Origin of the sequence: Bradyrhizobium sp. 6(2017) (genome assembly GCF_011058295.2) — a bacterium.
GTDB lineage: Bacteria > Pseudomonadota > Alphaproteobacteria > Rhizobiales > Xanthobacteraceae > Bradyrhizobium > Bradyrhizobium septentrionale.
Genome location: NZ_CP049289.2, coordinates 5,808,954 through 5,821,312 on the forward strand (window position 1 = coordinate 5,808,954; position 12,359 = coordinate 5,821,312).

Annotated in this window: 8 protein-coding genes and 1 pseudogene; 5 read left to right on the forward strand and 4 right to left on the reverse strand. The window is 64.4% G+C overall.

Annotated elements, in window-relative coordinates; genetic code table 11:
* Positions 1-13: 13 nt before the first annotated feature.
* From G6P99_RS27325 to G6P99_RS27335, 3 genes are all read right to left on the reverse strand, one after another.
* Entirely contained in the window at positions 14-2,725 is a 2,712-nt protein-coding gene (locus G6P99_RS27325; protein ID WP_165124019.1) for a bifunctional diguanylate cyclase/phosphodiesterase, read from the reverse strand.
* 107 nt (positions 2,726-2,832) lie between these two features.
* Positions 2,833-3,363, reverse strand: a complete 531-nt coding sequence (locus tag G6P99_RS27330) for a hypothetical protein (protein ID WP_165124022.1) — start codon at positions 3,361-3,363, stop codon at positions 2,833-2,835.
* Between the two features lie 287 nt (positions 3,364-3,650).
* Positions 3,651-4,145 carry an ArsI/CadI family heavy metal resistance metalloenzyme gene (locus G6P99_RS27335; RefSeq protein WP_029081661.1) on the reverse strand — a complete coding sequence of 165 codons (495 nt, stop codon included), beginning with the start codon at positions 4,143-4,145 and terminating at the stop codon, positions 3,651-3,653.
* A gap of 92 nt (positions 4,146-4,237) precedes the next feature.
* On the opposite strand from G6P99_RS27335, the pseudogene G6P99_RS27340 reads away from it, so the two are divergent.
* The 5 genes and pseudogenes from G6P99_RS27340 to G6P99_RS27360 all read left to right on the forward strand — a co-directional run bounded on the left by G6P99_RS27340 (position 4,238) and on the right by G6P99_RS27360 (position 11,441).
* Positions 4,238-4,466: pseudogene (locus tag G6P99_RS27340) on the forward strand (hypothetical protein).
* A 74-nt stretch (positions 4,467-4,540) separates the two neighbouring features.
* The gene (locus G6P99_RS27345) at positions 4,541-4,909 is read left to right on the forward strand and encodes a hypothetical protein (RefSeq protein ID WP_156928642.1); all 369 of its coding nucleotides are present in this window, start codon (positions 4,541-4,543) and stop codon (positions 4,907-4,909) included.
* 111 nt (positions 4,910-5,020) lie between these two features.
* Positions 5,021-6,244 (forward strand): efflux RND transporter periplasmic adaptor subunit, encoded by a 1,224-nt coding sequence (locus tag G6P99_RS27350; protein ID WP_029081662.1) that lies wholly within the window; start codon positions 5,021-5,023, stop codon positions 6,242-6,244.
* A complete protein-coding gene (locus tag G6P99_RS27355; RefSeq protein ID WP_029081663.1) occupies positions 6,237-9,461 on the forward strand; it encodes an efflux RND transporter permease subunit in 3,225 nt (1,074 codons plus the stop codon). Before G6P99_RS27350 ends, G6P99_RS27355 begins: the two co-directional genes overlap by 8 nt.
* 138 nt (positions 9,462-9,599) lie before the next feature.
* Positions 9,600-11,441, forward strand: a complete 1,842-nt coding sequence (locus tag G6P99_RS27360) for an alkaline phosphatase family protein (RefSeq protein WP_029081664.1) — start codon at positions 9,600-9,602, stop codon at positions 11,439-11,441.
* Positions 11,442-11,483: 42 nt separating this feature from the next.
* Here G6P99_RS27360 and G6P99_RS27365 read toward each other — a convergent pair whose 3' ends face one another.
* Complete coding sequence (locus G6P99_RS27365; protein ID WP_029081665.1) at positions 11,484-12,065, reverse strand: hypothetical protein; 582 nt, start codon at positions 12,063-12,065, stop codon at positions 11,484-11,486.
* Positions 12,066-12,359 lie beyond the last annotated feature (294 nt).

A 12,359-nucleotide genomic window follows, 5' to 3' on the forward strand; every position in this document is an offset into this window, starting at 1 on the left:
TGGGACTAAATACCTAGGCCGCGTCCTCGACCGCATCGGCTGCGAGCAGCGTCCGGACGTCCTGCGCGGGAACCGGCTTGCTGAACAAATAGCCCTGCATCTGCGTGCAGCCGAGCATCTGCACGGTGTCGCGCTGCTGGTCGGTCTCGACGCCCTCGGCGGTGGTGATCATGTTGCGGTCGGCGGCGATCGAGACCACCGCGCGGATGATCGAGGCCGAGCCGCTGTTGCGGGTGACTTCCTTGACGAAGCTGCGGTCGATCTTGATCTTGTCGAACGGGAAGCGCTGCAGGTATTGCAGCGACGAGTATCCGGTGCCGAAATCGTCGAGCGCGATGTGGACACCGAGCGCGCGGAGCTGGCCGAGCGTGACCAGCGCCGCATCGTCGTCGGCGATCAGCACCGCCTCGGTGATCTCGAGCTCGAGCCTGCGCGGGTCGAGCCCGCTCTCGGCGAGCGCGCTCGCGACCTTCAGCGCCAGCGTCTCCGACTTGAACTGGACGGGGGACACGTTGACCGCGAGCCGCACATGCGCGGGCCAGGCCGTCGCCTCGGTGCAGGCAGTGTGCAGCACCCATTGCCCGATCTCCTCGATCAGGCCGGTTTCCTCGGCAAGGGGTATGAACTCGGCCGGCGAGATCATGCCGCGCACCGGGTGCCGCCAGCGCAGCAGCGCCTCGCAGCCGGTGACCTCGTCGCTGCGCAAATCGACCAGCGGCTGATAGTGCAGCTCGAAGCCGCCGTCGGCCAGCGCGGTTCGCAAGTCGGCCTCCAGCGCCCGACGCAGATTGGCGTGCTTCTCCATCGCCGGGTCGAAGAACCGATAGGTCCTGCGACCGGCCGCCTTGGCGGCGTACATCGCCAGATCGGCGCATTTGAGCAAGTCGAACAGGTCGGAGCCGTGGCGTGGTGCGATCGCGACGCCGATGCTGGCATCGCTCGACAGCCGATGGCCGAGACAGTCGAACGGCGTGCGCAGCGACTGATAGACGCGCGCAACCAGGTCGCTGACGTCGTCATCCGAGGCAATGTCGCGCTGGACGATGGCGAACTCGTCGCCGCCGAGCCGCGCGATGAAGTCGCCCGAGCCGACCGATTGGCGCAGCTTTTCGGCAACGCGCCGGAGGAATTCGTCGCCGATCAGATGACCCAGCGTGTCATTGATCCGCTTGAACTCATCGATATCGATATAAAGAATCGCGAACTCGCGCGCCGTCGGCTCGAGCAGCAGCCCTTCCGCGTGGCGCTGCAGCAGCGTCCGGTTCGGCAGATTGGTCAGGGCATCGTAATGCGCGAGATATTCGATGCGCGCCTGCGCGCGCCGCCCTTCGGTGACGTCCTCGAGCGTGGTGGCCCAGCCCCCGTCGGGCGAGCGCTTGTAGATCAGATGGATGCTGCGGCCGTCCGGGATCGTGATCACAGCGTCCTGGACTTTGTCGCTGTCCGGGTTGATGAAGCGCGCGCAGTACGCATCGACATCGCCGACGAAAGAGCCGGTCGCCTGGCGATGCAGGATCAGGTCGCGCAGATGGCATCCCGGCTTGGCGATGTCGGGCGAGAGGCCGAACATGTCGATATATTGTTGATTGCAGATCACGAGCCGCGCCGAGTCATCGAACAGCAGCAGACCCTGCGTCATGGTGTTGATGGCGGTGTCGAGCTGCTGGCTCTGCTCGGACAGCCGGCGCTGAGCCGCGTCGTGCTGCCGCCGCAGCTGCCGCACGATCAGGAAGATCGTCATGATGACAATCAGCACCGCGAGCACCGCAGCGCAGAACTGCAGCTTGGTCTGGGCACGCCAGTCCTCCAGCGCGCTCGAGGTTCGCGTGGTGGCGAGGATCAGGATCGGAAAGTGCGACAGTGACTTCACGGCCCCGACATTTTCGTCGCCCGACGCGCCGACGAAGCGTCCCGACAGATTGCCGCCAAGACTGATGACCTTCCGGAACGCCGGCTGATCGGCGATGTTGCGGCCAACCACGCTGGCATCCTGCGGATAGCGCGCGATGATGGTACCGTCGCGGTGGATGATCGAGATCACGGTGTCGCCGTTCAGCGCCAGCGAGGCCACGAAATCCTCGAAATGGCTCGGCTCGACGCCGCGGCTCGCAAAGCCGATGATCTCGCCATTGCGCCCGGTGATCTTGCGCGCAAAGATCGTGGTCCAGTTGCCGGTCACCTTGCTCATCGCCGGCTCGACGATCACGGGCGACGTGGGCCGTCCCGAGGTGAACTCCTGGAAATAGCGCCGGTCCGCGACGCTGATGTCGGGCACCGGCCACATCTCAGACGAGTTGATCAGCCATCCCTTGGCATTGAACAGATTGAGCCCGCCGACATGCGGCAGTGTCGCCAGCCGCGTGCGCAGCATTTCGTGCGCGCTCAGCAGGGACATGCTCTTTTCGAACTGATCGGCGGTCTCGACCTGCTCGGCCCGCAAATAATTCACGACGTCGTCGTGGACGTGCTGGAGATCGACAAGCTGCTGGTCGAAATGCCGCGACAGCAACAGCGCGGTGTTGTTGAGCTCGCGTTCGGACATCTCGAGCGCACGCTCGCGAAACTGCAGCGCAAGATAGCCGGTGCCAAGCGTGATCGCGAGCACCAGCAGCGCGGCACTCAAGACGAGCCACTGGATGGCGCCCATCCTTGTGGTGCGCGACACACCTTTGATCGACAGCCGCCGGTATTCCGGCATCGCGCTGTTCGTGGAGACAACCGACATTTTCCGCCCCTTGCGGCTGCCCTTGTAGGGGAACACAACCCAAGGGGCGGTTAGGAAAATCAGTTATCGGACGGTTAAGAGGAATGCAGACCAGAAGCGATCCACCGTCAGGAGACAGCTCCGGACGCCGCGCCGGCCTCCTTCAGGCTGCACTCGATCAGCGCCCCCTCGATGGTGAATTTCGAGAACGGTGAATATGGCGTCGCGACCTTGAGCGCAGCGAAGAATTGCGAATCGCCCGGGCTCTTCAGAAGAAAACGGATATGGGTGGCCGACAGCGCATCCCTCGACAGCCAGACGACACCCGAGAACAGCGCCACGAGCATCTGCCCGTAACTGCCGGAATCGGTGAGGCCGAGATCATAGATCGGAGAGACGTTGACGAACCGCGCACTGAGCGCCGGCCCGGTATACTTGCTCATCAAGAGACGTCTCACCTGGCAGACCGCATGGACGCGCTCGCCGTCGGTCAGGTGATACAGCCCCTGGCTGTCGCCCTCTCTCGACGCCAGCGCCTCGAAAGCGGTGATGCCTCCGATGGTGGAAAAATCCTCACCGACGCCTTCAGCGTCCTTCCTCCATTGTGCCTTGATGTGACGCCAGGACCGCTCGGGATCCTTGAGTGGCAGAAGCCGCATGGTTGACCGGCGGTTAGCGCGGGGGGCAGTTGATCGCGGGATATTATGTAGCAGGCATTAAGCCTTTGCTTACAGCGGTAGCGTGGTGCGTCAGCGCCCGCGAGGTGCCTCAAACCGTTCATACGAAGATCGGCTAGAATCTACTGCTGCATTCAAGCGGCGATAGGCAGTCGGCCAAGTCCACCACCGCCGATTGCAGCGGGCTCCGAAGTCCCACCCGATGGCCGGACGGAATACCCACGACCGGCGAACGCGTCGACGCAATTCATCGACGCGAATTGTTCTGTTCAGGAAAGGCAGCAGCTCGATGTCTCTGAAGGCGCGATCTGGGGCTGCGGCGCGCAGCACGCGCTTTGTGTCTCGCCCGGCTTCTCGTGCGCGACGCGCGCGGTTCGCTCGCCGGTGCCGTCGCCATAGACGATGCTCTCGCCCGTCGTATGGAACGTCTCCCACGCGATCCCGGCGGGATCGTCGATCCACGACTTCTCCGACTTGGCATAGCAGCACACCGTCTGGCCCTGCTCGATGACCTCGCCGCCTGCCTTGCGCAGCCGTCCATAGACCTCGCCGAGCTCTTCCGCGCTCTCCACCTGAATGCCGAGGTGATCGAGGCCCGGCTCGCGGCCGCGGCTCGAGATCGCGAAGTTGACGCGGGGATCGTCGAGCATCCATTTGGCATAGTCTGACTTCACGACCGTAGGCCCAGCCCCGAACAGCGCCGAGTAGAAGCCGATCGATTGCGAAATGTCCTTGACGGCGACGTGAACATGCATGCGCTTCATGGGGGAGTCCTTCCGGGCGGCGACGCTGGATGGATATTCCACCCCAGGCATGCTCAGATATCAACATCGATATAACGAGGTTCACCTGCGCGATGGATGCGCTCACGCTGTTCGGTTTGTTCGCCGTGACCATGATGCTCGTCTGCTATGCGGCCGAAGATCGCAGCCCCTGGTTCATCCTGGCCTTCGCGGTCTCCTGCGCGCTCGGCTCGGCCTACGGTTTCCTGCAAGGCGCCTGGCCGTTCGGGCCTGGTCGAAGCGATCTGGGCCGTCGTCGCGGCGCGCCGCTGGCTGATGCGCCGAACCGCAGATAGCGTGTAACGTTATAGTATCCACGGCCAATCTGTCGCGAACCCAAACTTGAATGTGCGCGGTCGCGGCGCTAATGAGGTGCCATGGACGCTTCGCGCACCATGATTCAGTCTTTCCTTCACGCAACAGGATCGCGCCGCTGGCGCAGCCTGCTTGCGGGACTGATTTCGCTTGCGCTGGTGCTGTCGCTGTTTCACCCCTGCGCCTGCGACAGTGTCGACGACACTGGATCTGCTGTCTCGATCGCACAATCGAGCAGCGAAACCGGCGATAAGGCTCCTGCTCATCCGGCTTCGCTTCACTGCGATCACTGCCTGACGCACGTCGCCCCCATGATCCCGCAGGATACTGTGATCGCCATCGCGTACGCGCCGCATACATATAGTGACGCGAGCGTGCAGCCGCCGGCTTCAGCCGGTCACCTCTCCCCGTTCAAACCACCACGCGCCTGATCCGGCCGGCTTAACCGGCCGCGACTCGCCGCCGTCAGGCGGCGAGCATGTTTCCGCACAGAACGAAGTTGCGACGGCGCACGGCCAGGAGCGTGCGCTGCGGAGGCGCAGATGAAACGGATCATTCTATTTTTCGCCGGCGTCGCCGCCGGCATTGCACTGGTCGTTCTGGCAGCCGGATGGATCGGCTGGCCGGTCCAATTTCCGGCCACGACGCAGGAGACTGCGACCGCGGGCACAGCGAAGGCCGAGGCCAAGCATGAGGCCGCCGGACATATCGAGCTGAGCGAAGACCAGATTCGCGACGCCGCCATCACGCTCGCGCAAACCAGCGGCGGCATGTTGAAGCGGCATTTCCTCGCGCCGGGTTCAATGATTCCCGACGCCGACCATATCGGCCGCGTCTCGGTGCGCGTGCTTGCGACGGTCACGGAACTGCGCAAGCGCCTCGGCGACGTCGTCGAGAAGGGCGAGATCGTGGCTGCGATCGAAAGCCGCGAGGTGGCCGACGCCAAGAGCGAATACCTCGCCGCGCGGCTCACCAACGATCTCCGGCAAACCCTCTACGCCAGGCAAAAGACGCTGGTCGAGACCCGGGTCGTGTCGGAGAACGAGTTCCTGCGCACGCGGCTGACCGCGAACGACGCCCAGATCAAGCTCGACGGCGCACGGCAGAAGCTGTTTGCGCTGGGCCTGTCGGAAAGCGAGATCGCCGACCTGCCGAACCAGCCGCCGGAGAGCCTGCGAACCCAATTCCTGCGCTCGCCAATCTCAGGCCGGGTATCCGAACGGCGCGTCGATCTTGGCGGACTGATCGGGCGCGAGGGGCAGGAAAGCGAACTCTACGTCATCGTCAATCTCGACGATGTCTGGGTCGATCTGGCGGTTTCACCCGAGGACATCGCCGCGGTCCGCGAAGGTCTGTCTGTCAAGATTCGCGCCATCGGCACCGAGGATGAGACCAGTGCGGATGTAATCTTCGTCAGCCCCCTGCTCGACCGCGATACCCGGAACGCGCGCGTGATCGCGACCCTGCCCAACAAGGACCACCGCTGGAAGCCCGGCACCTTCGTCACCGCAGAAGTGCCGCTCGGAGACGCGCCGTCGACCGTGATCGTCTCGAAGAAGGCGATTCAAACCATCAAGGGGACGCCGACCGTGTTCGTGCGGGATGCCGATGGCTTTGAGGCCAGGTCGGTGCGGACCGGCCGTGAAGACGACGACGATATCGAAATCGTCGCCGGCCTGTCAGCCGGCGAAACTATCGCGGTGCAGAACACCTTCACGCTGAAGGCCGAGATCGAGAAGGACGAGGCGGAGCACGACCATGATTGAGCGCATCATCGGCCTTGCCATCCAGCGGCGCTGGGTCGTCGTCACTCTCGCCGCGATCGCGATGTTCCTCGGTGGCCTTGCGCTGACCAGGCTGCCGATCGACGCGGTGCCCGACATCACCAACAAGCAGATCCAGATCAATACGCTCGCGCCGGCACTGTCGCCGGCGGAAATCGAGAAGCAGGTCACCTTCCCGATCGAGACCGCACTAGCAGGGGCGCCCGGGCTGGAAAGCACGCGGTCGCTGTCACGCAACGGCTTCTCGCAGATCACCGCGGTGTTCAGCGAAGCGACGAATATCTATTTCGCCCGCCAGCAGGTCGGCGAGCGCCTGACGGAAGTCCGGGCACGCCTGCCGCAAGGCGTCGAGCCGCGGATGGGCCCGACCTCGACTGGCCTTGGCGAAGTCTACATGTGGTCCGTGCATTTCTCCGGGCAGCCGGCGCCGGCCAACGGCGCGCCGGGTCTGCAGAGCGACGGACGCTTCCTCACGGCTGATGGCCAGATGCTGCAAAGCGACGTCGAGAAAGACGCCTATCTGCGCACGGTGCAGGACTGGATCATCAAACCGCGGATCAAAATGGTGCCGGGCGTCGCCGGGGTGGATTCGATCGGCGGCTACCTCAAGCAGTACCACGTCTATCCCGACGCGGCGAAGCTGATCGCGCTCGGCCTCACCTTTGCCGACGTCGCCAGGGCCATCGAGAGCAACAATGTCAGCCGCGGCGCGCGCTACATCGAGCGCAATGGCGAAGGTCTTGTGGTTCGGTCCGGCGGCCGTCTCCAGAACATCGATGAGCTCGGCGCCGTCGTCGTCACCACCCGTGGCGGGGTTCCGATCAGGATACGCGACATCGCAACCGTGTCGATCGGCGGCGAGACCCGCACCGGCAGCGCCAGCGAAGACGGCCGCGAGGTCGTGGTCGGCGTGGCGCTGATGCTCATCGGCGCCAACAGCCGAACGGTGTCGGCCGCAGTCGACGCGCGTCTTCGGAGCATCACGCCGTCCCTGCCCCCCGGTGTCGAGGTCACGACGGTGCTCGATCGCACCGAGCTCGTCGATGCGACCATCGGCACCGTGGCTCGTAACCTCTCTGAAGGCGCGTTGCTCGTGATCGCGGTGTTGTTCATGCTGCTCGGCAATTTCCGCGCCGCGCTGATCACGGCCCTGGTGATCCCGATCGCGATGCTGATGACGGCTATCGGCATGTGGCAGGGGCGCATCAGCGCCAATCTGATGAGCCTCGGTGCACTCGATTTCGGCCTGATCGTCGACGGTGCCGTCATCATCACCGAGAACAGCCTGCGTCACCTCGCCGAGAAGCAGCGCGCCCTTGGCCGCGTGCTGACGCGCGACGAGCGGCTGGCGACGGTGCACGCCTCCGCGGTCGAAATGGTCCAGCCGAGCCTCTACGGCCAGGCCATCATTCTGCTGGTCTATGTACCGCTCCTTACCTTCACCGGGGTCGAAGGCAAGATGTTCGAGCCGATGGCGCTAACGGTGATCCTCGCACTTGCCGCGGCCTTCGTGCTGTCGCTGACCCTGGTTCCCGCGCTGATCGCGATCTCCATCAGCGGCCGCGTACAGGAGGAGGAAAACCGCCTCGTTGCCACACTGAAGCGCTGGTATCACCCCCTGCTGCGGCGGGCGGTTGCAACACCGATCCCGGTCATCGCAGTGGCGGTCGTGCTGTTCGGGGCCGCCCTGTTCGGTTTCTCTCGCCTCGGCCAGGAGTTCATCCCGTCGCTCGACGAGAAGAACATCGCGATGCACGCCCTGCGGATTCCCAGCACGTCGCTATCGCAGTCGCAGGCGATGCAGCTCTCGGTCGAAAAGACCGTCAGCCGCTTTCCGCAGGTGTCGTTCGTCTTTTCCAAGACCGGCACCCCGGAAGTGGCGAGTGACCCGATGCCACCGAATGCGTCCGACACCTTCATCATGCTGAAGCCACGTGAGCAGTGGCCGGATCCGTCGATGACCAAGGAGCAGTTGATCGGGGATATCTCGAAGGCGGTCGGCCGGCTGCCTGGCAACGTCTATGAATTCACCCAACCGATCCAGATGCGCTTCAACGAACTGCTCGCCGGCGTTCGTGGCGACATCGCGGTCAAGGTGTTCGGCGACGAGTTCGAGCCGATGCAGAAGGCTGCCAACCAGGTTGCGGCGGCGCTGCGGAGCGTGCGCGGCGCGACCGACGTCAAGGTCGAGCAGACGAGCGGCCTCCCCATCCTCGAGATCAAGGTCGACAAGGCGGCGATTGCCCGGCGCGGTTTGAGCGTCTCCGCAGTGCACGACGTGATCGGTACCGCGGTCGGCGGCCAGGATGCCGGCGTCGTGTACGAGGGCGATCGCAGCTTCGACATCGTGGTGCGATTGCCGGAGAGCGTGCGCTCCGATCTCGAGGCGTTGAGCAATTTGCCGGTCGCATTGCCGAAGGCAACGCCGAACTCACCTGTGCAGAGCCTGCCGCTCAACCGCGTCGCGCAGTTCTCCTTCACCGAAGGGCCGAACCAGATCAGCCGCGAGAACGGCAAGCGCCGCATCGTGGTCACCGCGAATGTCCGCGGCCGCGATCTCGGCTCGGTGGTCGAGGAAGCCCAGGCCAACGTCGCACAATCGGTGAAGCTGCCGCCGGGCTACTGGATGACCTGGGGTGGCCAGTCGGAAAATCTCGCGGCGGCGCGCCAGCGCCTTGCCGTCGTGGTGCCGGCCTGCTTTGCGATGATCTTCCTGTTGCTGCTGGCGGCGATGGGCTCGGCGCGCGATGCCCTCTTGGTGTTCAGCGCGGTGCCGCTGGCGCTGACCGGCGGCATCGCGGCGCTGTGGCTCCGCGGCATGCCGTTCTCGATCTCGGCGGCGGTCGGCTTCATCGCGCTCTCAGGCGTTGCGGTGCTGAACGGGCTCGTGATGCTGAGCTTCGTCCGGCAATTGCGCGAGCGCGGCGTGCCGTTGCGGGAGGCCATCGAGCAAGGCGCCCTCACCCGTTTCCGGCCCGTCGTGATGACCGCGCTGGTGGCCTCGCTCGGCTTCGTGCCGATGGCATTCGCCACCGGAACCGGCGCCGAGGTGCAGAAGCCGCTCGCCACCGTCGTGATCGGCGGGCTGATCAGCGCAACCCTGTTGACGCTTGCCGTGCTGCCTGCGCTCTATGCACGGTACGGACATGCCGGTAGTGCTGCGCGCAATGAGAGAGCCGCGACTCAGCCCGCGGAATGAAGGTGTGCTGACCGGCCGTCGCCAAGAAAAATCCGGCAGTTTCGGCGCCGAGCAGACACTGTAACATTTCTGTCATGTGGCAAAACTAAACGAAGGCGGCGGCGGGCTGCCGCGGGCTTCATTTGGGGGAATTAAAGAATGCGTCGAGCCATTACGTTACTGTCCGCGAGCATGATCGCGCTTTCGGCGGGCGCCGCCGCGGCGCAGAACGCCAAGCCCCGCAACCTCATCCTGTTCGTTCCGGACGGCCTGCGCGGCGGCATCGTGACGCCGGAGACGGCACCGACGATGGCCGAGATCCGCGACAAGGGCATCAACTTCAAGAATTCGCATTCGCTGTTCCCGACCTTCACGATGGCGAACAGCTCGGCGCTCTCGACCGGGCACTATCTCGGCGACACCGGCACCTTCTCCAACACGATCTATACCGGCTACACCTCGGTGCCGGCCGGCGACACCGTGGTGCCGTTCATCGAGAACGACGCCGTGCTCGCCGATGTCGACGATCACTTCAATGGCGACTACCTCAACGAGGAGACGCTGTTGAAGATGGCCCGTGGCCAGGGCTTTAGCACCGCCGCCATCGGCAAGGTCGGCCCGACTCTGCTGTTCGACCACACCGATCGCGGCAAGAACACGATCGTGGTCGACGATTCCACCGGCGGCAAGACCGGCGTGCCGCTCTCCGACGAGGTGAAGGAGGCGCTGACCAAGGCCGGCCTGCCGCTCGCCACCCCGAGCCGCGGCGACAACGCCAAGGCCGGCGACGCCAAGACACCGGGCACGACGGTCGCCAACGTCGCCCAGCAGGCCTACATGGCCGATGTCGCGACCAAGGTCGTGCTGCCGATGTTCAAGGCGCGCAACAAGCCGTTCGTGCTGGTGTTCTGGTCGCGCGATCCGGACGGCAGCCAGCACAACACCGGCGACAGCCTCAACACGATCACGCCGGGCATCAACGGCCCGACCTCGATGGCCGGCATCAAGAATGCCGACAACAACCTCGCCCAGCTCCGCAAGGCGCTCGACGAACTCGGGCTTTCCGCCAACACCAACATCATGGTCTCCTCCGACCACGGCTTCTCGACGATCTCGAAGGAGAGCAAGACCAGCCCCTCGGCCAAGATCGCCTTTGACGACACGCCGAAGGATTTCCTGCCGATGGGCTTTTTGGCGATCGATCTCGCCAAGGCGCTGAACCTGCCGCTGTTCGACCCCAACGACAAGAACGCCAAGGTCACCGACAACGCCCATCCGAAGGCCGGCAACGGCGTGCTCGGCCAGGACCCGGCCAAGCCCGATGTCGTGATCGCGACCAATGGCGGCTCGGACCTGATCTATCTGCCGAACCGCGACAAGAAGCTCGCCGACCGCGTCATCAAGGCGCTGCTCGAGCAGGATTATGTCAGCGGCCTGTTTGTCGACGACAAGCTCGGCAACTTCCCCGGCACGCTGCCGATGTCGAACCTCAATCTGAAGGGCAAGGCAGTGACGCCGAACCCGTCGATCGTGGTCAATTTCCGCTCCTGGTCGAGCGGCTGCGCGATCCCGACCAATTGCTCGGTGCAGATCGCCGACACCGTGCTGCGCCAGGGCCAGGGCATGCATGGCAGCTTCAGCCGCGGCGACACCTTCAACTTCACCGCGGCGATCGGGCCCGACTTCAAGGCGGGCTATGTCGATCCGCTGCCGGTCAGCAACGCCGATGTCGGCATGACCGCCGCGCAGCTGCTCGGCCTGCGTGCGCCGAACAATGGCGGGCTGATCGGCCGGGTGATGTCGGAAGCGCTGCCGAACGGCATCGTGCCGAAGATGGCCGAGGGCACCCTGATGTCGAAGAAGCCGTCGGCCAATGGCCTGCGCACTGTGCTGAAATTCCAGCGCGTGCTCTCGACCCGCTATTTCGACGTCGCCGGATTCCCGGGGCGGACGCTCGGGCTCGAGGAGACCGACGGCAAACAGAAAACGGCGGGGAAGTAATCCCCGCCGCTCTCGTCAAGATTAGTCACTCGGGATGATGGCCTACATCATCCCGATGTCGAACACGTTGGGCAGTTGGGCTGCGAGCGGCAGCGCGGTCGCGCCGACCAGCGTCGCCACCATCGCCGCCAGCGCACGGCCGGTGCGGCGCTGGCCGCGCATCTGGCCCGCGATCCATTCCAGAACCTTGGTGTCGATCTTGGCGCCTTGCGTCGGCGCCCAGCGATCGATCTCGGTGTCGGGCGACAGCGCCACCGTCCGCGGCGGCACCGGCAGGCCGGACTCCGAGGCGGCATGATGGGCGATCGCCTTGGCGAGCAGATCGTCGAACCTGCCGTCATCGCTGCGCTCGGCGGCGGCCTCGTTGATCGAAAACAGTGCCTCGATCTCAGCCCGGCTGACCGGCTGATGCTCGACCGCGGCCGCCGTCAGGATGAGCGCGCACCAGGCTGCGTCATCGGCGTCGAGTGAGCGGGAGAAATGGATACGGCCCTTGGTGGTCGGGCCTTCGCCGGTGATCACGCCGTCGCGCACGATGGTCAGCGCATGGGCAGCGGTCTTGCGGCAGGATGGATGTAACGCACCGCTGAGAGCCTCAGCGGTCTTGGTACTTGGGGCGGACATTGTGGGAGCTTTCAATTCCTATCTTAGGCCAGCTTTTCCATGCGGGCGTAAACGAGTGGTTAATGATTCGAAACTTGCGTTCCGAGATTTTTAGATGGTTGCCAATTGGTCGCTTTGGAAGCTGTCACGGTTCAGTCCTATAGCAGCCGGGGCCGGCGTGATGACGGCGATAAGCGGCTTTATCTGGGCATTTCCAAGCTTTTGTGCCGCATCTGATATTTCGTCGAAGGGGGTTGGATCAAAACAAGTTGCTTGGAATTCCCCAGCCGTGAGAACAATCTCACCTTTTTCATG

What these genes read in the sequence shown, in the direction of transcription:
- G6P99_RS27360 (WP_029081664.1), top strand. Translation starts at nt 9,600, where the DNA reads ATGCGTCGAGCCATTACGTTACTGTCCGCGAGCATGATCGCGCTTTCG.
- G6P99_RS27330 (WP_165124022.1), bottom strand. Translation starts at nt 3,363, where the DNA reads ATGCGGCTTCTGCCACTCAAGGATCCCGAGCGGTCCTGGCGTCACATC.
- G6P99_RS27345 (WP_156928642.1), top strand. Translation starts at nt 4,541, where the DNA reads ATGGACGCTTCGCGCACCATGATTCAGTCTTTCCTTCACGCAACAGGA.
- G6P99_RS27350 (WP_029081662.1), top strand. Translation starts at nt 5,021, where the DNA reads ATGAAACGGATCATTCTATTTTTCGCCGGCGTCGCCGCCGGCATTGCA.
- G6P99_RS27365 (WP_029081665.1), bottom strand. Translation starts at nt 12,065, where the DNA reads ATGTCCGCCCCAAGTACCAAGACCGCTGAGGCTCTCAGCGGTGCGTTA.
- G6P99_RS27335 (WP_029081661.1), bottom strand. Translation starts at nt 4,145, where the DNA reads ATGAAGCGCATGCATGTTCACGTCGCCGTCAAGGACATTTCGCAATCG.
- G6P99_RS27355 (WP_029081663.1), top strand. Translation starts at nt 6,237, where the DNA reads ATGATTGAGCGCATCATCGGCCTTGCCATCCAGCGGCGCTGGGTCGTC.
- G6P99_RS27325 (WP_165124019.1), bottom strand. Translation starts at nt 2,725, where the DNA reads ATGTCGGTTGTCTCCACGAACAGCGCGATGCCGGAATACCGGCGGCTG.